Here is a 24,433-nt window from a genome sequence, read left to right on the forward strand (position 1 = left end):
TGCCGCTGTTCCGGCAGCAGATCAAGGAAGGCGGCCCGGTGACGCTGACGCATCCCGATATCACCCGCTACTTCATGACGATTTCGGAGGCCTCGCAGCTCGTCATCCAGGCGGGCGCAATGGCGGACGGCGGGGATGTTTTCCTGCTGGATATGGGAGAGCCTGTCCGCATCGCCGATCTTGCCCGCAAGATGGTGGAGCTTTCCGGCCTGACCGTGCGCCACGAGGATAATCCCGAAGGGGATATCGAGCTTGCCGTTACCGGCCTCAGGCCCGGCGAGAAGCTCTATGAAGAACTGCTGATCGGCGATAATCCCGAAACGACGGAACATCCCCGGATCATGAAGGCGCGCGAGGATTTTCTGTCCTGGCCGGAGCTTTCAAAGAGGCTGAACTCGCTCAACGCGGCGCTGGATCGCAACGATATGATCGCGGCGCGCGTGGCCTTGGCGGAACTCGTTTCCGGCTATTCATCGACGGGCGAGGTTTCGGATCTGGCCTTCACCGGCGCCGAAACCATTACGGCGGCCTGAAACTCCGCCGACGCCCAGGTGGCGGAAATCAGCTTCGAACGACGGGCGCAAATCGCGTGCTGCCGCGATCCGCGCAAATGAGCGCGACCATATAGGCGAAGATCGGATCCAATGCCTTTTGGTTGAACATGATGCCGAAGCTGCCCGTTATAACGTAGCTGCTGATCAACAGAAGGGCGATCGCGACGGCGAGGTCGCGGCCCGGCCCGGGCTCCTTTTTCCAGGCAGCGATCAAAGGTGTCAGGAGCAGCAGCGAAAGTGCGGCGATGCCGACGATGCCTGCGTCAATTCCCGCGGTTAGAAAACCGTTATGAACATGCGAATAGGGAAGCTGCGGCCTGATGCTTTCGGGGACCTCCGCCAGCACCGCCGCCATTCTGTTTTGCGGGCCATAACCGGTAAACGGATCCTTGACGATGGCCGATAGTGCGCCTTTGTAGAGGGCGACCCGCGCGCTCAGCGATGTGATATCGCCATGAGCGCTTTCAAGCGACGAAAGATTGTTCTGGAGTTCGCGGACGCGATAGACGACCTGGTCGCTGCCGAGAGCAAGAAGCCCCAGCAACAGCACGGTGCCGGTGATGGCCACGCTGCGCAAACTCACATGAAAGCGGTGCTTGGGAAAATACCACAGGAAGATCACGACGTGCACGGGAATGACCAGCCAGGCCGAGCGCGTTCCGGAGAGCAGCGCGCAACCTAGGCCTGCCGCATATCCCAGGATCGCGATTTTTTGCTCCATGCTTTTGGGCGAATGGATGTTGAGAAGCGCGACGCTGCCGAAAAGAACCCCAATAACGCCGAGCAGTGCGGCGTTCGAGGTACCCGCTTCCGCCCTAGGCATCAGGAACAGGACCTGAAGCAGGCTGAAAATAAAGGTCACGATCATGCCGAGGCCGGCACCCAGGATAAAGAGCGGCACGAGGCGGCCATCGGGAGATTGGCGCATACGCGGCAAAATCAGCCAGATCGAAAAGAAAGGCAGGAGACGGAAAATCCAATTCAGCTCTTCGGAGAAAGGCGGATTGACGAATATGCTGACGATCATCACCACCGGGTAGATCGTCATGCAAATGGCAACCAGTCGGTCGGATTTCGACAGATTCAGTGGAAAGCGGGCCGTCGTCAGAAGATAGAGGCCCGATATCATCGACCCGAGGAGGATGAACGAGTTAAAATTGGGCGAAAGGCCGGGCAGGATTGCAAAGAGAAAGACCGCAATGCCGTTGGTTCGATCAAGCGTGCTTCCCGACCCGTTTCCGGGATGAAGTATCGCAATCACGAGTTGCCTGAAGTAATTCACTTTGCTGATCCTGAGGTGTCGCTAATCCAGCCTCGCTAAGGACCGTTGTCACCGCTGTCAAGCTGTGAGGGCAGGCAAAACCCCTGCTTTCCTCACTGTCGTATTCTGGCAACAGCAAAGCCTGATGCTTCCTCGTCTTACCCGATGATCAGCCGCAATGTTCTGCGATGGTCAAGCCGACACGACAAGAAAACACGTTTGAGGTGCGAACTTGCTGCGAGGCTTTATCGTCAAGCGTCGTGATTCCGCGTTCGGAAAAACGCCATTAGAGCGCATGATGGGTGGGCGATACACTCAATCGACTGCACCGCCACTTGGTTGGTGCCTGCCGCTATCGCCAATAGGAGCGCGCCGGGCTTTCCGCTGATGATCGGCCCAGGAGATAGCCGAGACCGAATGCGACAAAGCCGATACTGAGCAGCAATGCGCTTGCTGTGTGCGGATGGTCTCTAGCGCCTGAGGTGACTGCATAGACCTCACGTTTCACGCCGCTGGCCGCCGATCGGGCAGCCTTGGCCAATCCCTCCGGCTGCTCGACGGGTGTGCCGGTGAATCCCGCGTTCAAATCTTGTTTGTCGGCCATGTCGGGACCTTCCTCAATTACTCGGGGGAATTTTTCAGTCCTGCTCGCGTGTGCCGGGTGAGGCTTCGCGTTGATCAGCGTCTTCGAGATCCGTCTTCACGAGGAAGGTATCGGCATGCTGGCGCGAGGCCTCGCGCAGGGCTTCGAGCTTTGGAGGATTATCGGCTTCGCTCCACTGCGCATCGAGTTCATGCTCAGCCAGGCTCCAGTGATGCGCCTGTCTTCCCTCCGGCCTGCCTTCCCTTTCCCACAGGGAATAGGCGCGTTTCCGGATTTCGTCCTCGCGGCTGGTGGTCTGCGGCCGGCTCCGATCGTCGGCTACGCTTGCGGTTCGCCGCGCCGTCTTTGGTCTGCGCGCATCCGTCGCGGCTGAAGTTTGCGCCTCGGCGCCGTTGGTCGCACTTCCGTTCGTCTTGCGTCGTGCTGGGTTTTTCATGAACATCTCCTTGGGAAAACACAACCAAGTCGGCTGATCTAAGTTCCCTGCAAGAATGCATTTCCGCCACGTCGATGCCGAGCACAGCACACCTTGGCAAGGCATTATAACTGATATACTAGTATGCCAGAGAGCGTCGGCATACTGGTATCCCTCATGCGGCAGACAGCAGAAACCCAGGTCTTCGTACCGCCATCGTTTCAAGAGCTTGGCGGCCGGCTGCGCCGCGTTACCGCGGCTGGCGTCATCTACGAGCGCCTGCACGCCGACATCGTCTCGCTCCGGATGCGGCCCGGCATGCTGCTGCAGGAAAAGCGGATCGCGGAAGAATTCGGCGTCAGCCGCACGCCGGTGCGCGAGGCCCTGCTGAGGCTTTCCGAAGGCGGACTGGTCGATATCTTTCCGCAATCGGGCACCGTCGTATCGCGCGTGCCGGTCTCAGTGATCCCCGAAGCGGTCGTCGTGCGCAAGGCACTCGAAGGCACGACCGTCGAGATGGCGGCTCAGACCGCAACCCCTGCCGATATCGCCCGCCTTGATGCTATCATCGCCCGTCAGCATGCGCATGCCGCGGCCGATGATGTCGTGAGCTTCCATGAGGACGACGAGGCCTTTCACGAGGCGATCGCGCAGATATCGGGCTATCCCGGCATCTGGGGACTCCTGAAGACCGTCAAGGTGCAGATCGACCGGGCGCGGCGGCTGGCGCTGCCGGCGCTCGGGCGTATGGGCAATGTGGTGCACGAACACACCATCATCCGCGATGCGCTCGTCGCACATGATGCGGCGGCGGCACGCGAGGCGATGATCCATCACTTGAGCGCCGTCATCCCTGACGTCGATGAATTGCGCTCGCGCTACCCCGATTATTTCTGCTGACGGCAGTCCAAACAGGAAACGAAAAGGCGAGGAAGGAAGAAGGATGAGGCAAGGTTGGAGATGGTTCGGGCCGGAAGCGCCGGTAACGCTGGATGACGTCCGCCAGACGGGCGCGACCAACATCGTGTCATCGCTGCACCAGGTGCCGATCGGCAGGGCCTGGACAGAGAAGGAAGTGCGCGAGCGGCAGTCTTTGATCGAGACGACGCCTGCCGGCCGTTCGCCGCTTATCTGGTCGGTCGTGGAAAGCATCCCGATTCCTGACGCGGTCAAGCGCAAGGGCGGGGAGGCGAAGGCCGAAATCGAGGCGTGGATCGCCAGCCTCGAAGCGGTCGCTGCCTGCGGCATTCCGATCGTCTGCTATAATTTCATGCCTGTCGTGGACTGGACGCGCACCGAACTCGATTTCGTGACGCCGACAGGGGCCACCGCCATGCGCTTCGATCATGAACGTTTCGCGGCCTTCGATCTCTTCATTCTGGAACGGCCAGATGCAGCCCGGCAATATTCCGAGCAAGACCGTGAGCGGGCGCGGGCTGTCTTCGAGACCATGTCGGAGGAGGAGATTGCCGAGATCACCCGCATCATCACTTCGGCCCTGCCTGGTTCGACCACCGAACCCCTGACCATCCCGGCTTTCCGGGAGAAACTGGTCGCCTATAGCGGCATCGATGCCGCAAGGCTGCGCCAGCACCTAATCGAATTCCTGGAGGCGGTGACGCCGGCTGCCGAAGCGCGCGGCGTCAAGCTGACGCTGCATCCCGACGATCCGCCGCGCTCGCTGTTCGGCCTCCCCCGCATCGCATCGACCGCCGATGACTATGCGGCTCTCTTCGATGCGGTGCCGTCGGTGGCGAATGGCATGTGTTACTGCACCGGGAGCCTTGGCGTGCGGGCCGACAACGACCTGCCGGCAATCGCCCGGCGCTTCGCGTCGCGCATCCATTTCGCCCATCTGCGCGCCACGACCCGCGAAGGCGACGGCCGGACCTTCCACGAAAGTGCGCACCTCGAAGGCGACGTCGATATGGTCGCGGTTCTCAGGGAACTGGTTGCCGAAGACGGCCGCCGCGGTTCCGAAGATACCATCGTCTTCCGCTCGGACCATGGCCACCGCATGCTCGATGATCTCGACAAGACGGTCACGCCAGGCTATCCCGCCATCGGCCGTATGCGCGGCCTTGCGGAGCTTCGTGGCATCATGCATGCGCTCGGCGCTCCGCCGACCTGACGGTCCGCGGCGCGCCAGCCGCTGGCGCTGCTACGAAATCTCGACGGTGAAGCCGAAGCGCGCCGTCGCGCCGGGCGACAATATGTTGGTATACGGCCGTCGCGACAGCTCGCTCGAGGCTCCGGCTTCCGCGGCCGTTCCATGCCATGGCTCGACGCAGATGAAGGGCGCGCCCGGCTTGGTCCACAGAGCAAGATTGGGCAAGTTGTCGAAACGGAACCGCAGGCTCGGCCCGCCTTCGGCGCGGTAGCGCAGCCCTTCGCCCGCGCCTTTCGGGAAGATCATCGCGTCCTTCTCGAACATAGCGTGATCCAGCACCAGCCGGCCTCTGTCGAAGGGTGAGGGCAGCGGCGCCGGATCGATGAGACCGCCCTCCAGCCGCACGAGCTCCGGCTCACCCTCATTGTCCAGCGTGACCGTGTGGGCGCGCCCGGACGCATGAGGCAGCGGCCAGACGAAAGCCGGATGGAAGCCGAACCCGAAGGGCATCGGTTTCTGGTCGCGATTGGTAACTTCCGCCGTGACAGTCAAGGCGCTGCCCTCGATCGCATGTTCGACGGCGAGGAGAAAATCGAACGGATAGACCGCCCGGGTGGCTTCAGATGCGGCCAGCTCGTGCCGGCATGTCGTCGCCGTGGAGCTTGCAAGGGTAAATTCGCTGCGCCGGGCAAAGCCGTGCTGTGCCATCGGGTAGACCGTGCCGTCGATCGCGACTTTGTCGTCGGGCGCCTTGCCGACGATCGGAAACAGGATCGGCGCGCGCCCTGTCCAAAAGGCCGCGTCGCCCGTCCATAGCCAGGAGCGTCCGTCGCTGGTGGTGAGCGCCTGCATCTCGGCGCCGAGCGAGGAGACGTCAACAGTGAGATCCTGGTTGCCGATCCGGATTGAGCTTGGCATCGCAATTCCCCTTCACGCTGGTTCGGTATCAAAGCCATATCTTTCCGCGTCGGGAATTTCTACCTGTTCGGGAAAGGCGGGGCGGTGATTGGCGTCAATATTTCTCCGGCTTGTTCAAGCTCTCGCCGTCCGGAAGCGAATGAGGGTTTTGTGCTTTTCATCCGCCGATCGGACAACTAACCATATCATTGATCATCGTTTCGAAAGGCGGCGGGTTTGACGAACTTCAGACAATTGGAGGTGCTGCGAACGCTGCTGGCGACCGGATCGACGATTGCCGCGGCAAAGAGCATGGGGCTCAGCCAGTCCGGCGTCAGCCGCCTTCTGCAGCAACTCGAAACCGATCTCTCGCTTACGCTGTTCGCGCGTGAAAAAGGACGGCTGATCCCGACGCCGGAAGCGCTGATCTTGGCGCGGGACGCCGAGAATATCCTTCTCGGCATCGACCGCTTCTCCGGTCTGGCAGAGGATCTACGCACCGGTGCGGCCGGTCCTGAGGTCGTCAGGATCGGCCTGCCGAGCAGCATGTGGGAGGATTTCGCGCCGGCAATGCTCGTCGATTACGCAAAGGATTTTCCCGGCGTCCGCATCGAAACCTTCTTCGAGACGACGACTGCGATCACGAGGCTGGTGGAGCAGCGCATCATCGATTTCGGTTTCCTGCGTTATGAAGGCGAAACGGGACCGGGCATCGAGATGGAGCCGGTCGCCACCGGTGTCAGCGTCTGTGTCATCCAGAAGGACCACCCTCTCGCGGAACTGAACGAGATCGCGCCGAAGGATCTGCGCAATATTCCGCTGATCCTGATCGGCCGCCAGCGGCCGACGCGCATGCTGCTCGACCAGGTCTTCAAACGGGCAGGGGTGAAACAGAACGTCAAGATCGAGACGCATACCAACAGTTCGGCCTGCGCCTATGCCGCCCACGGCCTGGGCGTCGCCATCCTCAGCAGCTTCTACGCCAACCTTTACCGTCACCTGCCGGTCGTCCAGCGGCCCTTCGTGCCGCAGTCGACGCAGGAGTTCGGTCTGGCCAAGCCGGCCGGCCAGCCGCCGTCGCTTGCCGCGCAAGCGCTGATGGACGCGTTGAAACGCCAGATCGCCCTATCGCAGAAATAACAGCAAAACGAGTGGGATAAGCTTCGTCCGCACAAGCTGCGGAGCCGAAATGCTTCGTCCGCTTCTGCATAGGGGTATGACGAAACTGCATAATATTGCAGGTATTTCTCAAATCCATCATAGTTCTCGCAAAACAAACGCATGAAAGCGGCGGATCGCCGCCAACCATGTTCCAGGGGAACTGATGCTCAGATTCATTATCAACCGCCTTCTCATGGCGCTGCCGACAGTGGTGATCGTTTCGATCACCGTCTTCGCGCTCATTCGTTTCATTCCCGGCGATCCCGCCGCGCTGATGCTCGGCGATATGGCCGAGCCGGAACAGATCGCCGCCATGCGCTCCGAACTCGGGCTCGACAAGTCGATCCCGCAGCAATTCCTGATCTGGAGCGAAAACGTGCTGACCGGCGATTTCGGCCGTTCGATCGTCAATAACGAGCCGGTCCTGCCGCTGGTTGCCGCGCGTTTCATGATCAGCGCCGAGATCGTCCTGATCGCCGTTGCGCTTGCGAGCCTCATTGCCGTTCCCGCCGGCGTCATCGCCGCCTGGCGGCAGAACAGCATCACCGATCTCGCGTTGGTGGGCACGGCGACCGTGCTGCTGTCGATCCCGACTTTCTGGCTCGGCCTGCTGCTGCTTCTGCTGTTCGGCCTGAAGCTCGGCTGGCTGCCGGTGCTGGGCTACGTCTCCATCGGCAGCAATTTCTGGGGCGGCCTGATCTATCTCGTCCTGCCGATCATGACGCTCGTCATCCATGAGATGGGCGTGCTCATCCGGATGGCGCGCGCCTCGACGCTGGAAGTGCTGCGGCTCGATTACATCACCCATGCCCGCGCCAAGGGGCTGTCGGAAAGCGCCGTGCTCTGGAAACACGCGTTCAAGAATGCATTCGGCCCGACCTGGACGATGATCGGCCTCATTCTCGGCAATCTGCTCGGCGGCATCGCCGTCATCGAAACGGTTTTCACCATTCCGGGTCTCGGCCGGCTGATGGTCGACAGCATTTTCGCGCGTGACTACCCGGTCATCCAGGGCTGCCTGCTTTTCGTCGCGATCTCCTATGTGCTGGTCAACCTGATTGTCGACCTGCTCTATCCGCTCTTCGATCCGCGCGTGGTGGCAGAATGAGAAACCTCACTCTGAACGGCCTCATCGGCGGCCTGCTGATCGCCGCACTTCTCGCCACCGCCGCAACAGGCTTCTTCTGGACCCCTTACGATCCGATGAAGCTGAGCTTCACCGCCCGTCTTGCCGCTCCCGACGCGGCCCATTGGCTCGGCACCGATGAATTCGGCCGCGACGTGCTGAGCCGCTTGATGGTTGGCGCCCGCGCCAGCGTCTGGATCGGTTTCCTCACGGTTGCCTTCGCTGCAATCTGCGGAACGGTAATCGGCATCATCAGCGGCTATGCGCGTGGCTGGGTCGATGCCGTCATCATGGCGATCAACAATGCGCAGCTCGCCTTTCCCGGCATCCTGCTGGCGCTCGGCCTGCTCGCCGTCTTCGGCGCCAACCAATACGGTATCATCTTCGCGCTCGGCATCGCCTATACGCCGTCGATGGCGCGTGTGGTGCGTGGTGCGGTGCTGTCGCTGCGTGAGCGCGAATTCATCGAGGCATCCAAGGTGATGGGCAATGGCGAGATCTATACGATGGCCCGCCATATCCTGCCGAACTGCCTGGCGCCGATCACGGTTCTCTCCACCTCCATGTTCGGCTGGGCGATCCTCTCGGAAAGCGCGCTCAGCTTCCTCGGCCTCGGCGTGCCGCCGCCGGCGCCGACCTGGGGCAATATGCTGGCGGCCGGCCGGCCTTTCATCGAGCAGGCGGTTTGGCTCGGGCTCTTCCCCGGTCTCTGCATCGCGCTCACCCTTCTCGGTATCAACCTTCTGGGCGACGCGCTCCGCGACAAGCTCGATCCGCGTATGAGAGGCCTGAAATGATCAAGGAAAGCCTTCTCAGCGTCCGCGGCCTGTCGCTCCAGGTCGCCCATCGCGGCATCGATGTCGTCAGGGATGTCAGCTTCGATATCGAAGCCGGGGAAATCTTCGGCATCGTCGGTGAAAGCGGCTCCGGCAAGACGCTGGCGACCCGCGCTCTGATCTCGCTCCTGCCACCGGCCGTCAGGGTGACGGGCGGCACGGTCAGCTACAAGGGGCGCAACGTGCTGGCGATGAGCGACAGCGCGCTGCGGCAATTGCGCGGCGCCGAAATCGGCGTCGTCTTTCAGGAGCCGATGACCTCGCTCAATCCGTCGATGACGATCGGCCGGCAGCTTGAAGAAGGGCTGATCCTCCACACGAAGATGCCGCCGGAGGAACGCCGCAGCCGCATTCTCGATATGCTCACCCGCGTCGGCATCCGCGATCCCGAAGGGGCGCTGCCGGCCTATCCGCACGAATTCTCCGGCGGTATGCGCCAACGTATCATGCTGGCTTCGGTGATGCTGCTGAAGCCGGCGCTCCTGATCGCCGACGAGCCGACGACGGCACTCGACGCCGTCATCCAGCGCGACGTCATGGAACTGTTGGTCGAGCTGACGCGGGCCGAAGGCACCGCTGTCCTGCTCATCAGCCACGATCTGCCGATGGTGGCACGCTATACCAGCCGGATCGTCGTCATGGAAAAGGGCGCGATCGTCGAACAGGGAACCACCGAGCAACTGCTCGAGGCGCCGCGCCATCCCTATACGAAAAAACTGCTCTCCTCGCTGCCCTTCCGCGGGGAGACCCGCGCGATCGATCTCACAACCGCGCCGATGGTGTCGGCGCGCGATATCGTCGTCGATTATGCCGGCCGGAAATCGCTGTTGAAGAAAGCGGCGCCGAAACGTGCGCTGCATGGCGTCAGCATCGATATCCGCGAGGGCGAGGTCGTCGCGCTCGTCGGCGGTTCCGGCTCCGGCAAAACGACGCTCGGGCGCACGATTGCCGGCCTCGTCGATCAGAGCGGAGGTCAGATCCTCTTCCAGGGCCGCGAGCGTGATGCAGACTGGCGCGACTATCGGCTGAATTGCCAGATGGTGTTCCAGGATCCCTATTCCTCGCTCGATCCGCGCATGACGATCGCAGCCCTCGTCGAAGAGGCGCTGCGGCTGGTGCCGGGCATCGACGGCGCGGCTAAGAAAAAACGCGCGTTGGAAACGCTGGAGGAAGTCGGCCTCGGCGCCGATTATACCTTGCGGTATCCGCATGAGCTGTCCGGCGGCCAGCGTCAGCGCGTCGCGATCGCCCGCGCCATCGCCCGGCGGCCGAAATTCCTGATCGCCGACGAGCCGGTTTCCGCGCTCGACGTGACGGTGCGCGCCCAGGTGCTCGATCTCTTCTCGAACCTTCAGAAGCGCTACGGCTTCTCCTGCCTCTTCATCAGCCATGATCTCGGCGTGGTCGAACAGATCGCCGACCGTGTGGTCGTCATGCAGGACGGCCGGATCATCGAAGAGGGCGACCGCAACACGATCTTCGACAGTCCGAAGGAGGCCTATACGCGCCGTCTCCTTTCGGCAATTCCCGCTCTCGATCAGAACGAGCAGGGCGGCGTGAAACTGAAATGGCGCCTGGAGAACTGAGTTGGACACGGGCACGAATTCAAGCGGGGCCGCCAAGCGGCTGAATGCGATCTGCGATGCGCAGCCCTTCGTTACGCGCTTCATGGCGCGCAATCTTCTGACCGGCGAAACGATCGGCCGCGGCGCCGATGAGGAGACGCCGTCGGCAAGCACGCGCAAGACCTCGATCATGATGGCGGCATTGAAGGCGGTCGAGGACGGCCGCCTCGATCTCGACGAGCAGATCGTTTACGAGAAGCGTCTTGCCGAGGAAGTGGCGAGCGGCATCTTCCGCTACATGACCCCCGGTATCGTCATTTCGCTGCGCGATGCCATCACCGGCATGATGGTGCTAAGCGACAATGTCTGCACCAAGATGGTGTTCGAACGCCTGACGCTCGAGGAAGTCGACAGCTACTGCAAGGCGCTGGGCATGAGCGGCACGCACCATCGCTTCCTGATTCCGCCGCTGGCGCTGTCGCCCGATCACGCGCTCGGTGCGGTCACGACGACGACCGCGGCCGATCAGGTCTTGCTGCTGCAGACAATCCTGGATGCGCAAACTTCGGAAGATGCGGCAGCGAGGCTCGGCTGCTCGCAGGCGCTCTGCGCCTTCGCGCTGCAGACGCTGAAAAACCAGGTGCTGCGCTACGGCATCCCGTCGCGGCTGCCGTTCGAAACCATCGTCGCCAGCAAGGGCGGCCGCGGCAAGCGCGGGCGCATGGATACCGGCATCGTCTTCCGGGACGGGGCACCGTTCTACATCCTCGCCGCCTATACCGACCAGGTTCCTCAGGTGATGGAAGACGGAACGCCAGGTTACACGATCGCACTCGAAACCATCGGCAGTCTCGCCCGGGCCTGCTGGGAAGAGTTCCAACAATAATCGATCAATAAACAGAAAGAGGGTAGAACAATGAGAAAAATCCTGCTTGCAAGCACCATTCTGCTGACCATGGCCGGTACGGCGGCAGCCCGCGATATCGTCGTGGCGCAAAGCTCCGACCTGCGCAGCAGCAATCCCGGCGTCAACCGCGACGGCAACACCGACAATGTCATCCTGCATATCGTCGAAGGTCTCGTCGGCTATGCCAATAATGGCGAGGTCAAGCCGCTTCTTGCCAAGACCGTCGACATGTCCGCCGACGGTCTGACCTATACGTTCAAGCTGCGTGACGGCGTGAAGTTCCACAATGGCAAGGTGCTGAGCGCCGATGACGTCGTCTGGAACTGGAACCGATACATGGACCCGAAGACCAAGTGGACCTGCATCAATGATTTCAACGGCAGCGGCGTCGTGCACGTCACCGGCATCAAGGCCGTCGACGCCTCCACCGTCGAGATCGTGCTGGAGAAGCCTTCGGCGGTTTTCCTCGGCCTGATGTCGCGTCCGGAATGCGGCTACACCGGCATCATCTCGAAAGACTCCGTTGCCGCCGACGGCACCTTCGTCGCGCCGATCGGTACCGGTCCGTTCAAATGGGATGAGTGGAAGAAGGCCGAATATATTCATCTGACGAAGTTCGCCGACTACGTCTCGCCGGCGAATGACGGCAAACCCGACGGCGCGGTCGGCTCCAAGCGGCCGCTGGTCGACGGCATCAAGTTCATGGTCATTCCCGATGCCTCGACCGTCAAGGCAGGTCTCGAATCCGGTGTGCTCGATACGGCGGAGATCTCACCGGACCTGATTCCGGAGTTCAAGGCGAGCGACAAGGTTCAGCTGATCATCGCCCGCAACAACGGCAAGAACCTGTTCTACATCCAGACACGCGATCCGGTCCTCGGCAAGCCGGGCGTGCGCCGCGCCATGGCGCAGGCGCTCGATCTCGATGAACTCGTGGCGGCGGCCTCGAACGGGACCGGCGAAGCCAATGGCTCGATGGTGCCGACGGACTCGGTCTATTTCAGCGACACGCAGAAGAAGCGCCTTCCCTATGATCTCGAAGCCGCGAAGAAGGAGCTTGCCGAGGCCGGCTACAATGGCGAGCCGATCACCATCATCGCCAACAAGCGCGGCAACGTGCCGAGCTTCCCCGCCGCCGTCATGGCGCAGGCCATGATGCAGCAGGTGGGCCTCAATGTGCAGATCGAGGTCCTCGACTATGCAACGCAGGTCGATCGGCGCCGGTCCGGCAACTACCAGGTCATCTCGCAGTCGGTAACGCCGCGTCTCGACCCCGCTCTGGCCTACAGCTTCTATGTCGGCGACAAGGACAAGAACGCATCGCTGATGTGGGACAATCCGAAGGCGATCGAACTGCGGAACGCCGCGTACGCCGAAATTGATCCGGAAAAGCGGCAGGCGATCTTCGATCAGTTCCATACGCTGATGCTTGAGGATATGCCCGGCATCTTTCTCTACGACATGGTCGATGTCTGGGGCGCGACGAAGAAGCTGAAGGGCCAGCCGGTCTGGCAGTCGAACGCCCGCCTCTGGGAAGTCTCGCTCGACGACTGAGCCTGTTGCCCAGAGCGTGCCGCGGGTTTGCGACGACACGCTCAAAACCAAGGAATTCGACAATGCCGCCGGGCTTCGGTCCGACGGCAGCAGATCGTTTGACGCCGCGGGAAGCGGCGATGCATCGAGGACATGCCATGCCCGACAGAGAAGCCGTCTTGACCCTTGCCTCCGTCATCGAGGGCATGAAGCCCGAATTCACGGCGCTGAGCGATCAGATCTGGGATTTCGCCGAGCTGAAATTCGACGAATATCGGTCCAGCAAGCTGCTTGCGGCGACGCTGGAGGAAAACGGCTTTCATCTCAGGCGCGGGATCGCCGGGATGGAGACGGCCTTCATCGGCGAATATGGCAGCGGCCAGCCGGTGATCGCCTTTCTCGGCGAATTCGATGCGCTGGCCGGCATGAGCCAGGTCGCTGACGTGGCCGAGGCAAGGCCGATCGCCCCGGATGACAGCGGTCACGGCTGCGGCCACAATCTGCTCGGCGTCGGCTCGCTGCTCGCCGCGATCGCGCTCGCCAGGCATCTCGAAGAGAAGGGGCTGCCGGGAACCGTGCGTTATTACGGCTGCCCGGGCGAAGAGGGCGGCTCCGGCAAGACTTTCATGGTGCGCGCCGGCGCCTTCGACGATGTCGATGCGGCGCTGACCTGGCATCCGGCGCCCTTCAACGGCGTGCGTTCCACCAACAATCTTGCCGTGCTCGAATATTACTATCGGTTCAAGGGGCTGGCCGCGCACGCGTCGAACAGCGCCCATCTCGGCCGTTCGGCGCTCGATGCGGTCGAGCTTATGAATGTCGGCGTCAATTTCCTCCGCGAGCATATGCCTGCGGACTGCCGCGTGCATTATGCGATCACCGACACCGGCGGCCGGGCGGCAAATGTCGTCCAGGCGAGGGCCGAAGCCCTCTATCTCATCCGCGCGCCCGAGATGGCGCAGGCGATGGCTCTTGCCGAACGCGTCGAGAAGGTGGCGCGCGGTGCGGCGATGATGACCGAGACCGAGGTGGAGGTCGTCTTCGATACCGCCTCCACCAATCTTCTCCCCAATCTGACGCTAGAAGGCGCGATGCACGAGAACATGGTGACGCTCGGGCCCGTGCCCTTCGACGAGGCCGATATCGATTTCGCGCAGAAGATCCAGAACACTTTTACGGAGGAGGCGATCAAAAGCAGCATCCGCCTTTACCACATCAAAAGCGACGTCTTTTCCAACCAGGCGATCGACGGCTCGACGCCGCTGCATCTCGGTCTTCGCGATTTTGAGGGCCAGTCGCATTTCCGCGCCGGCTCGACGGATGTCGGCGATGTCAGCTGGGTGGTGCCGACAGCGCAATGCTGGACGCCTGCCTGGACGATCGGCACCAATCCGCATACCTGGCAGGTGGTGGCGCAGGGGCGAAGCCCCGCCGCCCACAAGGCGATGGTGCATGCAGCAAAGACGCTGGCGGCGACCGGCTTGTCACTGCTGACCTCTCCCGACCTGCTGGCGCGGGCCAAGGCTGAATGGCGCGACAAGACGAAGGGAAGAGCCTATGTCTGCCCCATACCGGCGGCGGTAAAGCCGGGAAAGGCGCATGCTCGCGGGTGAGGTGACATAGTCAGCAGCAACACCGCGATTTGCTATTTACGCATCGCGCCCAAGCGCGCGAGCACTTCGTTCGGGATGCCGTAGCGCTGAATGGCGTCGCGGTTGTTCCGCAATCCGCAGATCTCGCGCTGGATGAAGAATGCCCAGACGGCGTCGGAGGCTTCATTGACGAGCCGCTCACGCTCTTCGGCGCTCTGGCGCTCGGCTGACCAGGATTTCAGGCTGGCGAGCGCTGCTTCCACTTTCAGCCCGTGACGCCCGAGCGCATCGGCGCGTTCCGACATCAGCTCGTATTCGAGCACGTTGAAGCCGTTGGCATTCTGCTGGTGCTGTCTGAAGGATTGCGGCGGACGAACGCTCATGGGCACGAATTCCTTTTCAGCGCTGGCATCGACATTATCCAATCCGTCCGCCGAGATCGAGAGGGTCGAACGGGCCTACCCCGCTGTTTCCATGCGTGGTAAGGGGCGCGGTAACTTTTCCAGGTCCTGCGCGCACATCATGATTCGTATCGAGAATATCAGCAAGCAACTCAGCCACCGGATCCTCTTCATCGAGGCATCGGCAGCCCTCAACAAAGGCGAGAAGATCGGCCTCGTCGGCCCGAACGGCGCCGGCAAGACGACGATCTTCCGGATGATCAACGGCGAAGAGCAGCCCGACGAAGGACAGGTGTCCTGCGAAAAGGGCGTCACCATCGGCTACTTCAATCAGGATGTCGGCGAAATGGCAGGCCACAGCGCCGTCGCCGAAGTGATGAACGGCGCCGGGCCTGTCAGCATCGTTGCCGCCGAATTGCGCGAACTCGAAGCCGCCATGGCCGATCCTGACAGGGCCGGCGACATGGAGGAGATCATCGAGCGTTACGGCGAAGTGCAGGCGCGTTACGAAGAACTGGACGGCTATGCGCTCGAAGGGCGCGCCCGCGAAGTGCTTGCGGGCCTCAGCTTCAGCCAGGAAATGATGGACGGCGATGTCGGCGCGCTGTCGGGCGGCTGGAAGATGCGCGTGGCGCTTGCCCGCATTCTGCTGATGCGTCCCGACGTCATGCTGCTCGACGAACCGAGCAACCATCTCGATCTCGAAAGCCTGATCTGGCTCGAAGAATTTCTGAAGGGCTATGAAGGGGCGCTACTGATGACCTCGCACGACCGCGAGTTCATGAACCGCATCGTCAACAAGATCATCGAGATCGATGGCGGCGGACTGACGGCCTATTCCGGCGACTATGAATTCTACGAGCAGCAGCGGGCGCAGAACGAGAAGCAGCAGCAAGCCCAGTTCGAGCGCCAGCAGGCGATGCTTGCCAAGGAAATCAAGTTCATCGAGCGGTTTAAGGCGCGCGCTTCGCATGCCTCGCAGGTACAGAGCCGGGTGAAGAAGCTGGAGAAGATCGACCGGGTGGAGCCGCCCAAGCGCCGGCAGTCGGTCGCTTTCGAATTCCAGCCGGCACCGCGCTCCGGCGAGGACGTGGTCAGCCTGAAGAGCGTCCACAAGAAATATGGCAGCCGAAGCATCTATGAGGGGCTGGATTTCATGGTGCGGCGGCGCGAGCGCTGGTGCATCATGGGCATCAACGGCGCCGGCAAATCGACGCTTTTGAAGCTGGTGACGGGCACGACCACGCCTGACCAGGGCAGCGTCGCTCTCGGCGCCAGCGTCAAGATGGGCTATTTCGCCCAGCACGCCATGGATATCCTCGACGGCGAGCGCACCGTCTTCCAATCGCTGGAAGACCGGTTTCCGCAGGCCGGGCAGGGGCCTTTGCGCGCGCTTGCCGGATGTTTCGGCTTTTCCGGCGACGATGTCGAGAAGCGGTGCCGGGTGCTCTCCGGCGGCGAGAAGGCGCGTCTGGTCATGGCGATGATGCTCTTCGACCCGCCGAACCTGCTCGTGCTCGACGAGCCGACGAACCACCTCGATCTCGACACCAAGGAAATGCTGATCAAGGCGCTCTCGCAATATGAGGGCACCATGCTCTTCGTCTCGCACGACCGGCATTTCCTCGCCGCGCTTTCGAACCGCGTGCTGGAGCTGACGCCCGAAGGTGTTCACCAATATGGCGGCGGCTACACGGAATATGTGGCGCACACCGGCCACGAGGCGCCCGGCCTGCGAAGCTGACGATCTTTTTCCGGGACATGTCTGGGAACTCACACAGGAATTAAAGTAGCCGCGGCCAGTTCGTGTGGAGAGGGCAACTCTCCGCCGATGTGCGGCGGCTGCCACGATGATGACCCAATTCCATGATGTTTGCAGGCCCTTCTTGGGGCAAATCAGGTCGGGGCAGCATGGACTGGATCAATCGTTATGTCGATCAGCCGTTATTGAACGGGGCTGCGGGCTTGCTGCGGGCTTGGCACATTCGCACGCGCCAGCCGCCGGAGCTGCTGGAGCCGACGTGGAATCTGGCCGTGCTCTCTTTCCTCCTCATCGCGAGCGGACAATTTATGACGGGCAGGGCTTTTGCGCTCAGCGTCGTCGCGCTGGTCATGCTGGCGCTGCCTTCCGCGCGAAAGCTGTTTTCGGCGATGAAGGCGGGCAGCAGCGCCTATGGCGCGCGGCAATATAAGTCTTTGCGCGCACGCGCCGTCACCAAACGCGAGGCGGAGTGGTCGGTCCGGTTGATCGTCCTGTTCGCATCCGCCTGCCTCCCCTTCGTCGCACGGATCGATGATCCAGTGGGAGCCTGCTTCATGCTGGGTGCCAGCGTCTGGTTCGTGCTGACCGGCCCGCTCAAGGCCTATCTCGAAGCGGCAGAACCTCCGGAGCCGAATGAGGGCGACCGGATGTTTGACGGCGTTTTTCATTTCGGCTGAGCAAAGCCGATGCGGCGCTCCCCGTGCCGTCCGTGAGCGGGCAGGGAACCAAAAGCGGGCGGTCTCCGTTATGCCAGCAGCAACGTAAGAGGAGATCGCGATGCTTTACTACGCTTTGGTATTTCTCGTTGTGGCCTTGATTGCCGGCGTCCTTGGATTTGGCGGCATCGCCGGGGCTTCAGCTTCCATTGCCCAGGTTCTGTTCTTTATTTTCCTGGTGCTGTTCGTCGTGTCGCTCGTCATGCGCTTTATGCGCAGAGTATAGTGCCGACGGATAGAGTATAAAAACCCGGCGAAACCATCGCCGGGTTTTTCTTTACTGGAGGTTGCCGTCCCGATCGCGATCCGCCGTCGCGAAATCCGCCATAACCCGCTGTATAAATTCGCTCTTGTTGATGCGGCCGTCCTTGTTGGCGTCCGTCAGGGTGAATTGCTCGACGGTCAGGATCTGCACCGTCTCGCCGGATTGCAGGCTGCCGTCTTTGTTCTTGTCGAGATTACCGAAGGCCGTGCCCATGAAGGCTTCGTATTCGGAACGATCGACCGTCTTGCTGGAATTGACGTCAAGCTTGTCCATCTGCCCCTGATACATCGAGGCGGCTTGTTGGGCGAGCACGCCGGTGGATTGGAACAGGGCGACTGCCGTTACCAAAGCCAAGATCTTCATCGCTATACCCCCACGATTTATTTGCAAGCCAGGCGGTTGCCAACGAAACCGCCGCCGCCGATGCCGGCGCCGATGGCGAGCACCTGGCCGGTGCCGGCCCCGATGGTGCTGCCGATCAAGCCGCCGACGATCGCGCCGCCGACGGTGCCGGCAATACAGCCGAATTCGGAATTCCGGTCCGAGACGGCTTGAGACGTGGTTCCGGATTGACAGGCGGATACCGCAAGGCATCCTGCCAGCATGATGGTTGTGTGTTTGCGCATTTTTCCCTCCCGATGAACTCTGCACCGCCATTTCCAATAGAAATCGGCGGGCGTGCCGTTAGCCGGCCCCAGCAAAATAATCATCTGACATGCATCTCAAATTTCAGCCGGCATTGCTGCTGAAGCAGAAACAGAACCCCGGAAAAGCATCCGGACATTCTGTTGTCATGCCGGGAATCGGTATTTCGATTCTTCGTATTTGTTGCTGTGCAGCAGGAAATTTACGGAATACTACAGCTATACATGAGCTCTGGCAACCTATGCGATCACCCCAGCTCGACGCGGCTGCTGCCCGGTGCATCCTCGGCGAAACAGCATGTGCCTTTCCTGCAACCATTCCTGACAAGATTGTGAAATGGCGTATGCGGGTAGCATATGCCTTTGAAATGTCCCAATGCCGCTAAACCGTAGGGTTGTCGCTTGCGCCTCCCGCGCTTTGACACGCGACGCGAAAACGGCGCCGATCTGGGATCGTTTACGGTTCCCGTCCGTTATCCGGTGCCGGCAGCCGGGTATTCCCGTCACGATTTGAGAAGGAGAGACTTATGAACAAAACTCTTGCGACGGCTTTTGCCGCGGTATCGTTGTCGTTTGTCGGCGCGGGGGTGGCTGGTGCCGCCGACCCCGTCACCAGGACATATGAAGAGCCGGATCTGCGCAATGGCGTGAAGATCGGCTATCTCACCTGCGATATCAGCGGTGGCACGGGCTATGTGCTCGGTTCGTCCAAGGAAGCCGATTGCGTCTTCCAGTCGATTGTCGGCAACGAGCTCGTCGATCACTATACCGGCGAAGTCAGAAAGCTCGGCATCGATCTCGGCTTCACCACGCGCAGCCGCCTGATCTGGGGCGTTTTCGCGCCGACCGCCGGCTATCATCGTGGATCGCTTGCGGGCCTCTATGTTGGCGCCAGCGCGGAAGCGACGGTCGGCGCCGGTGTCGGCGCCAATCTCCTGGTCGGCGGCACTTCCGGCTCGATCCATCTGCAGACGGTCAGCCTCACCGGCCAGCTCGGCCTCAACGTTGCCGCCGGCAGCGCATCGATGACGCTGACGCCGGCGAATTGACAGGACTTTGACGCGTCCCTGCCGCGGCGCGGCGGGGGCGTCCCCCTTCTTGAAATTGATTTCCTTCCACGCCCAAACGGATCGCCAATGGATATTCGAATGGCAACGCCCGATGAGGACGAAATCCTGGCCGGGCATTATCTGAAGATCTGGGACAGTTACGGCACGCCGCCCGAGCACTATAGGGCGGATGCGGCGGCGCGGATCTTGTCTTTCCTCAGAAGCGGCCGCGCGGAGCGGCGCCTCGCCTCGTTCCTGGCCGTCATCGACGGTGAAATCGCCGGTTCCGTATCCTGCCAGCTGCACCAATCGCCCTTTCCTGAAGTCATCCGGGAGGAGCAGCGGCTGCTTGGTTATATCTGGTCCGTCTATGTCGAGGACGTCTTCCGCAGGCGCGGCATCGCGCTGGCGTTGACCAAAGCGGCTGTCGGCTACCTGAAATCGATCGGCTGTACGACGGCTGTCATCCATGCCTCGGATGCCGGCGAACCCGTTTACCGCTCTGTCGGTTTCGAAATAGCCAAGGAAATGCGGCTGAAGCTTCTGGAGGAATAGCAGGCACCGTCCGGCTAGGCTTTCGCCCGGCCGGGTGCGGTGAAGGCGGCGATCGTCTCCTCGTCATGGCCGGCCTCGCGCAGAAAGCGGCCGGCAAATTCGATGGCCGGGCTCCGCAGCGCATCGTCCGGCCGGATCAGGTGGAACGCCACGTGGGATTCGAGCGTGCGTTCCGACACCGCGACGGCGCGCCCGGCGGCCAGCGCCGCATCCGATAGGGGAGGGCGGGCGAGCGCGATGCCGAGCCCCTGGGCACAGGCATCCATCACCAGATTATAGTCCTCGAAGCGACGGTCCTGGCCGCGGGGCGTATAATCGATACCCTCACGCGAGAGCCAGCGGCGCCAGCCTTCTATATTCGAATCGTGAATGATCGGCAGGTCGAGCAGCGAAAGGGCATCCGAGCGCTGTCCGAGCTGCTTCGCCAGTGCGGGCGCGGCTATGGGAAAGGATTTCTCCCGCCACAGCGGCAGGGCGCGCACGCCGGCCCAGGGACCCTTGCCGCAACGGATGGCGAGATCCGTGCCTTCGCCGAAATCCGCCAGCCGATGTTCGAGTGTCAGTTCGACATGCAGCTCGTTTCCTTCGAGCTTCGCCAGACGCGGGAACAGCCACAGCGACGCCACCGAAGGCGTCACCGAAAGGCGCACCACCGCCTTGTTCGGCCGGGGCAGCCAGCGCTCGCCGGTGTTGCCGAGCAGGGAAAGCGCTTCCGCGGCGCGGGCGAAAAACCGCATGCCCTCCGGCGTCAGCCGCACGCCGCGCGCTTCGCGCGCAAACAGCCGCACACCCATCCAGCGCTCGAGCCGCGAAACCTGCCGCGACACCGCGCCATGGGTGAGGCCGCTTTCCTCGGCCGCGGCCGAAAAGGATCCGAGGCGGGCGGCGCGGGCAAAGGTCTCGAGAGTATCGAGGGGCGGAAGGACTGGTGAGCTGTGAACCATACGCACATTTGATCATCGATTGCGGTGCTTTTCAAGCATGGATCGAAAGCCTAATTCATTCTCACGCGCGCAGATGGAGGCGAAAATGAGCATGGCGGCAAGCACACCGGTCTCGGCGAAACAGCAAGGCGCATTCGATCTGGTGGCCTTTGCGGCGATCGTCGTCACCATTCTCTTCTGGGCTTCCTCCTTCGTGGTGATCCGCATCTGCCTTGGACCGCTGACGCCGATCGAACTGGCGACGGCGCGGTATGTGGCGGCCGGCGTCCTCGCCCTTGTCTATCTCACTATCTATCGGCCGATGCCGGAAAAGCGCGATTTCTTCCGCCTCTCCGTCGCTGCCGTGCTCTTCATCGCCGCTTATGCGGTTCTGTTGAACACCGGCGAGCAGACCGTGGCGGCGGGACCGGCCAGCTTCATCATCAATACCATGCCGGTCTTCACCGCCCTCATTGCCACATTCGCGCTCGGCGAGCGCTTCGGCCGCTGGGGCTGGGCGGGCACCGCGGTTTCCTTCGGCGGCGTCGCGCTGATTGCGGTCTCCTCGGACGGCGGCTTCAAGCTCGATCCGAACGCTGTGCTGATCCTCGGCGCAGCGCTCTGCTCGGCGATCGCAAGCGTGCTGCAAAAACCGTTGCTCGCCCGCCTGCCGGCGCTTGCCGTCACCGCCTGGATCCTGCTGATCGGCTCCGTGCCGCTGTTTCCCGCCGTCCCGGCGACGATCCGCGCGCTGGCCGCCGCACCGGCGGAGGTCAACTGGGGCGTCGCCTATCTCGTCATCTTCCCGACGGCGATCGGTTATCTCACCTGGGCCATCGCATTGAAGCGGCTGACGGCCGCGCGCGCCTCGAATTTTCTTTACGGGGTTCCGCCGGTCGCAACGCTGATCGGCTTCGTCTGGCTCGGCGAAACGCCGACGGCACTCGGCGCGATCGGCGGCGTCATGGCGATCCTCGGCGTGCTCGTGGTCAACGTCATGCGGAAACGGTAACGGCCGCGCCGCTACCACCAAAATCGGCGGCGAAAGTTCGCCGCCGATAAATAGACGTTGCGCCGCTCTTCGCTTTCTTTAAAAACGAAAGCAGATCGAAAGGGGGCGCCGATGTTCTTGACCGACCGACAAACTGAAATCGTGGCGATCGCGAAATCGAGCGGCAGGGTTCTGGTCGAGGAGCTTGCCTCCCGCTTCTCGGTAACGCCGCAAACCATCCGCAAGGATCTGAACGATCTCTGCGATGCGCAGGTGCTGACGCGCATCCATGGCGGCGCGACATTTCCGAGCGGAACCGAGAACGTCAAATACGAGGCGCGCCGCCAGATCGCCGCTTCGGAGAAGCAGGCAATCGGCGTTGCGGCCGTCGAGCTGATCCCGAGCGGAGCCTCGCTCTTCATCAATATCGGCACGACGACCGAGGCGGTGGGCGAGGCGCTCGCCAATCATCACGAGCTGATGGTGATCACCAATAATATAAACGTTGCCAACAGGTTGCGTCTCTTCCCGGCAATCGAGGTGGTAATCGCCGGCGGGGTCGTGCGCGGTTCGGACGGCGGGATCGTCGGCGAAGCGGCGGTCGATTTCATCCGCCAGTTCAAGGTCGATTATGCCGTGATCGGTGCCTCGGCGATCGATGTCGACGGCGCGCTTCTCGACTATGACTTTCGCGAGGTGAAGGTCGCGCAGGCGATCATCGCCAATGCCCGCCACGTCATTCTCGTTGCCGATTCGACGAAGTTCGAACGCACCGCGCCGGTCCGGATCGGTCAGCTTTCCCAGGTTCATACCTTCATCACCGACCACTGTCCGGTGCCGTCGATCCGAAATCTCTGCCTCGAAAACAATGTGAAACTGATCGAAACGAGCAGCAGATCGCGATAGAGCTCCCAACATTCGTTTGACATTCGTATTTCTTTCGTTTTAACTGATGTCACTTTCGCAATCGCGCAAGTTTTGTGCGATGCGAAATCAGCAGTAGGCTCGGAGGGGCAATTGGGCCGGGAGATATACGACATTTTCGTCATTGGCGGCGGCATCAACGGCTGCGGCATCGCGCGTGATGCCGTCGGGCGAGGCTATTCCGTCGCGCTGGCGGAGATGAACGATTTCGCCTCCGGCACCTCATCCGGCGCCACCAAGCTGATCCATGGCGGCTTGCGTTATCTCGAGCATTACGAATTCCGCCTCGTGCGTGAATCGCTGATGGAGCGCGAGATCCTCTGGGCGATGGCGCCGCACATCATCTGGCCGCTGCGCTTCGTATTGCCTTATCACAAGGGCGGTATCCGCCCGGCCTGGCTGATCCGGCTCGGCCTCTTCCTCTACGACCACCTCGGCGGTCGCAAGCTGCTGCCGGCGACGGATGTGCTGGACATGCGCAAGGATCCCGCGGGCAAGCCGCTGAAGGCGCTGTTTACGAGAGCATTCGAATATTCCGACGGCTGGGTCGACGATGCCCGCATGGTCGTGCTGAACGCCCGCGACGCCGCCGACAAGGGTGCCGCGATCATGCCCCGCACCAAAGTGGTGTCGGCAAGGCGCGAGAACGGCCTTTGGCATATCGAGACGACCGATACCGTCACCGGCCGTAACGGCAGCCATCAGGCCCGCATGCTGGTCAATGCCGCCGGCCCCTGGGTCGATCACGTCATCCGTTCCGCCTTCGGCCAGAACGAGGCCCGCCATGTTCGCCTCGTCCAGGGCAGCCATATCGTCGTCAAGAAGAAGTTCGACGACCCGCGCGCCTATTTCTTCCAGAACCCCGACAACCGCATCATCTTCGCCATTCCCTATGAGGGCGACTTCACCTTGATCGGCACGACCGACCGCGATTACACCGCCGATCCCAAGGACGTCCGGATCTCCGAGGAGGAGACCGTCTATCTCTGCAATGCGGCGTCGGAATATTTCAAGGAGCCGGTCAAGCCGGAGGATATCGTCTGGACTTATTCGGCGGTGCGGCCGCTTTATGACGACGGCGCCTCGAAGGCGCAGGAGGCGACGCGCGACTACGTGCTGAAGCTCGAGGGCGAGGGCGCCGCCGCACCGCTGCTCAACGTCTTCGGCGGCAAGCTCACCACCTATCGCCGGCTTTCCGAACATGCGCTGGAAAAGATCGGTGCGGCGATCGGCATCAAGGGCGCTCCCTGGACGGCGAAGAGCCACCTGCCCGGCGGCAATTTCGCCGTCAAGGGTTATGAGGCCGAGGTCGCCAAGCTGAAAAGCCGCTATCCCTTCCTTGCCGATCCGCATGCGCGCCGGCTGGTGCGCCGCTACGGCACCAGGGCCGAGACGCTGCTCGGCGATGCCCGCGGCATCGATGATCTCGGGCGGCTGTTCGGCGGCGATCTTTACGAAGCCGAAGTCAGATATCTCGTCGAACATGAATGGGCCCGGCACGCCGATGACGTGCTGTGGAGGAGAACAAAGGATGGTCTGCGCCTTTCCGGGGAGCAGGCTCAGTCACTGGAGGAGTACATGGCTGCCATACCGGCGATGGCCGGATAAGGCGGCATGTGGTCCCCGCTGCGTGGAGGCAGGG

The 24,433-nt window shown here is 62.0% G+C and carries 25 protein-coding genes and 1 pseudogene; 18 read left to right on the top strand and 8 right to left on the bottom strand.

The window, feature by feature from the left end; genetic code table 11:
• Window positions 1-533, top strand: a 533-nt coding sequence (locus ATY76_RS28760; RefSeq protein WP_190233750.1) for a polysaccharide biosynthesis protein, incomplete at its 5' end; no start/stop codon positions are given.
• A gap of 28 nt (window positions 534-561) precedes the next feature.
• Here ATY76_RS28760 and ATY76_RS28765 read toward each other — a convergent pair.
• From ATY76_RS28765 to ATY76_RS28775, 3 genes are all read right to left on the bottom strand, one after another.
• The gene (locus ATY76_RS28765; RefSeq protein ID WP_088678061.1) at window positions 562-1,836 is read right to left on the bottom strand and encodes an O-antigen ligase family protein; all 1,275 of its coding nucleotides are present in this window, start codon (window positions 1,834-1,836) and stop codon (window positions 562-564) included.
• Window positions 1,837-2,167: 331 nt separating this feature from the next.
• Window positions 2,168-2,419 (bottom strand): hypothetical protein, encoded by a 252-nt coding sequence (locus ATY76_RS28770; protein ID WP_088678062.1) that lies wholly within the window; start codon window positions 2,417-2,419, stop codon window positions 2,168-2,170.
• Window positions 2,420-2,453: 34 nt separating this feature from the next.
• Window positions 2,454-2,855, bottom strand: a complete 402-nt coding sequence (locus ATY76_RS28775) for a DUF2934 domain-containing protein (protein ID WP_088678063.1) — start codon at window positions 2,853-2,855, stop codon at window positions 2,454-2,456.
• 156 nt (window positions 2,856-3,011) lie between these two features.
• On the opposite strand from ATY76_RS28775, the gene ATY76_RS28780 reads away from it, so the two are divergent.
• Both ATY76_RS28780 and uxuA read left to right on the top strand, forming a co-directional pair.
• Window positions 3,012-3,734: a GntR family transcriptional regulator gene (locus ATY76_RS28780; protein WP_088678064.1), complete on the top strand. Its 723-nt coding sequence runs from the start codon at window positions 3,012-3,014 to the stop codon at window positions 3,732-3,734.
• Window positions 3,735-3,777: 43 nt separating this feature from the next.
• Window positions 3,778-4,965, top strand: coding sequence for a mannonate dehydratase (uxuA, locus tag ATY76_RS28785; protein ID WP_088678065.1), 1,188 nt, complete (start codon window positions 3,778-3,780; stop codon window positions 4,963-4,965).
• Between the two features lie 30 nt (window positions 4,966-4,995).
• On the opposite strand, the gene ATY76_RS28790 is transcribed toward uxuA, so the two are convergent.
• The gene (locus tag ATY76_RS28790) at window positions 4,996-5,862 is read right to left on the bottom strand and encodes an aldose 1-epimerase family protein (protein ID WP_088678066.1); all 867 of its coding nucleotides are present in this window, start codon (window positions 5,860-5,862) and stop codon (window positions 4,996-4,998) included.
• A gap of 216 nt (window positions 5,863-6,078) precedes the next feature.
• Between ATY76_RS28790 and ATY76_RS28795 the strand changes: the two genes are divergently transcribed.
• The 7 genes from ATY76_RS28795 (at window position 6,079) to ATY76_RS28825 (ending at window position 14,582) form a co-directional block, all read left to right on the top strand.
• The gene (locus ATY76_RS28795; protein ID WP_088678067.1) at window positions 6,079-6,981 is read left to right on the top strand and encodes a LysR family transcriptional regulator; all 903 of its coding nucleotides are present in this window, start codon (window positions 6,079-6,081) and stop codon (window positions 6,979-6,981) included.
• 184 nt (window positions 6,982-7,165) lie between these two features.
• Window positions 7,166-8,110: an ABC transporter permease gene (locus tag ATY76_RS28800; protein ID WP_088678068.1), complete on the top strand. Its 945-nt coding sequence runs from the start codon at window positions 7,166-7,168 to the stop codon at window positions 8,108-8,110.
• Window positions 8,107-8,925, top strand: coding sequence for an ABC transporter permease (locus ATY76_RS28805; RefSeq protein WP_088678069.1), 819 nt, complete (start codon window positions 8,107-8,109; stop codon window positions 8,923-8,925). The genes ATY76_RS28800 and ATY76_RS28805 overlap by 4 nt, the downstream gene beginning before the upstream one ends.
• Window positions 8,922-10,550 carry an ABC transporter ATP-binding protein gene (locus ATY76_RS28810; RefSeq protein WP_088678070.1) on the top strand — a complete coding sequence of 543 codons (1,629 nt, stop codon included), beginning with the start codon at window positions 8,922-8,924 and terminating at the stop codon, window positions 10,548-10,550. Before ATY76_RS28805 ends, ATY76_RS28810 begins: the two co-directional genes overlap by 4 nt.
• Window position 10,551: 1 nt before the next feature.
• Window positions 10,552-11,415 (top strand): class A beta-lactamase-related serine hydrolase, encoded by an 864-nt coding sequence (locus ATY76_RS28815; protein WP_245310119.1) that lies wholly within the window; start codon window positions 10,552-10,554, stop codon window positions 11,413-11,415.
• Between the two features lie 30 nt (window positions 11,416-11,445).
• The gene (locus tag ATY76_RS28820; protein ID WP_088678071.1) at window positions 11,446-12,990 is read left to right on the top strand and encodes an ABC transporter substrate-binding protein; all 1,545 of its coding nucleotides are present in this window, start codon (window positions 11,446-11,448) and stop codon (window positions 12,988-12,990) included.
• A gap of 137 nt (window positions 12,991-13,127) precedes the next feature.
• Window positions 13,128-14,582, top strand: a complete 1,455-nt coding sequence (locus tag ATY76_RS28825; protein ID WP_088678328.1) for a M20 family metallopeptidase — start codon at window positions 13,128-13,130, stop codon at window positions 14,580-14,582.
• A gap of 32 nt (window positions 14,583-14,614) precedes the next feature.
• Here ATY76_RS28825 and ATY76_RS28830 read toward each other — a convergent pair whose 3' ends face one another.
• A complete protein-coding gene (locus ATY76_RS28830) occupies window positions 14,615-14,944 on the bottom strand; it encodes a DUF6665 family protein (protein WP_088678329.1) in 330 nt (109 codons plus the stop codon).
• A 139-nt stretch (window positions 14,945-15,083) separates the two neighbouring features.
• Between ATY76_RS28830 and ATY76_RS28835 the strand changes: the two genes are divergently transcribed.
• The 3 genes and pseudogenes from ATY76_RS28835 (at window position 15,084) to ATY76_RS28845 (ending at window position 17,666) form a co-directional block, all read left to right on the top strand.
• Window positions 15,084-16,706, top strand: coding sequence for an ABC-F family ATP-binding cassette domain-containing protein (locus ATY76_RS28835; protein WP_088678072.1), 1,623 nt, complete (start codon window positions 15,084-15,086; stop codon window positions 16,704-16,706).
• 106 nt (window positions 16,707-16,812) lie between these two features.
• Window positions 16,813-17,401, top strand: a pseudogene (locus ATY76_RS28840) (hypothetical protein).
• Window positions 17,402-17,501: 100 nt separating this feature from the next.
• Window positions 17,502-17,666, top strand: a complete 165-nt coding sequence (locus ATY76_RS28845) for a DUF1328 domain-containing protein (RefSeq protein WP_003571841.1) — start codon at window positions 17,502-17,504, stop codon at window positions 17,664-17,666.
• 51 nt (window positions 17,667-17,717) lie between these two features.
• On the opposite strand, the gene ATY76_RS28850 is transcribed toward ATY76_RS28845, so the two are convergent.
• The gene (locus tag ATY76_RS28850) at window positions 17,718-18,068 is read right to left on the bottom strand and encodes a hypothetical protein (RefSeq protein ID WP_088678074.1); all 351 of its coding nucleotides are present in this window, start codon (window positions 18,066-18,068) and stop codon (window positions 17,718-17,720) included.
• Window positions 18,069-18,085: 17 nt separating this feature from the next.
• The gene (locus ATY76_RS28855; RefSeq protein ID WP_088678075.1) at window positions 18,086-18,331 is read right to left on the bottom strand and encodes a hypothetical protein; all 246 of its coding nucleotides are present in this window, start codon (window positions 18,329-18,331) and stop codon (window positions 18,086-18,088) included.
• A 545-nt stretch (window positions 18,332-18,876) separates the two neighbouring features.
• Between ATY76_RS28855 and ATY76_RS28860 the strand changes: the two genes are divergently transcribed.
• Window positions 18,877-19,398 carry a DUF992 domain-containing protein gene (locus tag ATY76_RS28860; protein ID WP_088678076.1) on the top strand — a complete coding sequence of 174 codons (522 nt, stop codon included), beginning with the start codon at window positions 18,877-18,879 and terminating at the stop codon, window positions 19,396-19,398.
• Between the two features lie 87 nt (window positions 19,399-19,485).
• Window positions 19,486-19,953, top strand: a complete 468-nt coding sequence (locus tag ATY76_RS28865) for a GNAT family N-acetyltransferase (RefSeq protein WP_088678077.1) — start codon at window positions 19,486-19,488, stop codon at window positions 19,951-19,953.
• Window positions 19,954-19,967: 14 nt separating this feature from the next.
• On the opposite strand, the gene ATY76_RS28870 is transcribed toward ATY76_RS28865, so the two are convergent.
• A complete protein-coding gene (locus ATY76_RS28870; protein ID WP_088678078.1) occupies window positions 19,968-20,897 on the bottom strand; it encodes a LysR substrate-binding domain-containing protein in 930 nt (309 codons plus the stop codon).
• Window positions 20,898-20,970: 73 nt separating this feature from the next.
• Here ATY76_RS28870 and ATY76_RS28875 point away from each other — a divergent pair, with 73 nt between their 5' ends.
• From ATY76_RS28875 to glpD, 3 genes are all read left to right on the top strand, one after another.
• Complete coding sequence (locus tag ATY76_RS28875) at window positions 20,971-21,888, top strand: DMT family transporter (protein WP_088678079.1); 918 nt, start codon at window positions 20,971-20,973, stop codon at window positions 21,886-21,888.
• Window positions 21,889-21,999: 111 nt separating this feature from the next.
• Window positions 22,000-22,773 carry a DeoR/GlpR family DNA-binding transcription regulator gene (locus tag ATY76_RS28880; RefSeq protein WP_088678080.1) on the top strand — a complete coding sequence of 258 codons (774 nt, stop codon included), beginning with the start codon at window positions 22,000-22,002 and terminating at the stop codon, window positions 22,771-22,773.
• Window positions 22,774-22,884: 111 nt separating this feature from the next.
• On the top strand, window positions 22,885-24,399 hold the full coding sequence (gene glpD, locus ATY76_RS28885; protein WP_088678081.1) for a glycerol-3-phosphate dehydrogenase: 1,515 nt from the start codon (window positions 22,885-22,887) through the stop codon (window positions 24,397-24,399).
• Window positions 24,400-24,433: the final 34 nt, after the last annotated feature.

The organism is Rhizobium sp. R339 (genome assembly GCF_002211395.1).
Lineage (GTDB): Bacteria > Pseudomonadota > Alphaproteobacteria > Rhizobiales > Rhizobiaceae > Rhizobium.

Excerpts from the sequence above, each read along its gene's own strand:
- ATY76_RS28770 (WP_088678062.1), bottom strand. The coding sequence starts at position 2,419 with ATGGCCGACAAACAAGATTTGAACGCGGGATTCACCGGCACACCCGTC.
- ATY76_RS28780 (WP_088678064.1), top strand. The coding sequence starts at position 3,012 with ATGCGGCAGACAGCAGAAACCCAGGTCTTCGTACCGCCATCGTTTCAA.
- ATY76_RS28830 (WP_088678329.1), bottom strand. The coding sequence starts at position 14,944 with ATGAGCGTTCGTCCGCCGCAATCCTTCAGACAGCACCAGCAGAATGCC.
- ATY76_RS28845 (WP_003571841.1), top strand. The coding sequence starts at position 17,502 with ATGCTTTACTACGCTTTGGTATTTCTCGTTGTGGCCTTGATTGCCGGC.
- ATY76_RS28880 (WP_088678080.1), top strand. The coding sequence starts at position 22,000 with ATGTTCTTGACCGACCGACAAACTGAAATCGTGGCGATCGCGAAATCG.
- ATY76_RS28775 (WP_088678063.1), bottom strand. The coding sequence starts at position 2,855 with ATGAAAAACCCAGCACGACGCAAGACGAACGGAAGTGCGACCAACGGC.
- ATY76_RS28835 (WP_088678072.1), top strand. The coding sequence starts at position 15,084 with ATGATTCGTATCGAGAATATCAGCAAGCAACTCAGCCACCGGATCCTC.
- ATY76_RS28810 (WP_088678070.1), top strand. The coding sequence starts at position 8,922 with ATGATCAAGGAAAGCCTTCTCAGCGTCCGCGGCCTGTCGCTCCAGGTC.
- ATY76_RS28870 (WP_088678078.1), bottom strand. The coding sequence starts at position 20,897 with ATGGTTCACAGCTCACCAGTCCTTCCGCCCCTCGATACTCTCGAGACC.
- uxuA (WP_088678065.1), top strand. The coding sequence starts at position 3,778 with ATGAGGCAAGGTTGGAGATGGTTCGGGCCGGAAGCGCCGGTAACGCTG.
- ATY76_RS28860 (WP_088678076.1), top strand. The coding sequence starts at position 18,877 with ATGAACAAAACTCTTGCGACGGCTTTTGCCGCGGTATCGTTGTCGTTT.
- ATY76_RS28850 (WP_088678074.1), bottom strand. The coding sequence starts at position 18,068 with ATGAAGATCTTGGCTTTGGTAACGGCAGTCGCCCTGTTCCAATCCACC.
- ATY76_RS28820 (WP_088678071.1), top strand. The coding sequence starts at position 11,446 with ATGAGAAAAATCCTGCTTGCAAGCACCATTCTGCTGACCATGGCCGGT.
- ATY76_RS28875 (WP_088678079.1), top strand. The coding sequence starts at position 20,971 with ATGGAGGCGAAAATGAGCATGGCGGCAAGCACACCGGTCTCGGCGAAA.
- ATY76_RS28805 (WP_088678069.1), top strand. The coding sequence starts at position 8,107 with ATGAGAAACCTCACTCTGAACGGCCTCATCGGCGGCCTGCTGATCGCC.
- ATY76_RS28865 (WP_088678077.1), top strand. The coding sequence starts at position 19,486 with ATGGATATTCGAATGGCAACGCCCGATGAGGACGAAATCCTGGCCGGG.
- ATY76_RS28855 (WP_088678075.1), bottom strand. The coding sequence starts at position 18,331 with ATGCGCAAACACACAACCATCATGCTGGCAGGATGCCTTGCGGTATCC.
- ATY76_RS28800 (WP_088678068.1), top strand. The coding sequence starts at position 7,166 with ATGCTCAGATTCATTATCAACCGCCTTCTCATGGCGCTGCCGACAGTG.
- ATY76_RS28825 (WP_088678328.1), top strand. The coding sequence starts at position 13,128 with ATGCCCGACAGAGAAGCCGTCTTGACCCTTGCCTCCGTCATCGAGGGC.
- ATY76_RS28790 (WP_088678066.1), bottom strand. The coding sequence starts at position 5,862 with ATGCCAAGCTCAATCCGGATCGGCAACCAGGATCTCACTGTTGACGTC.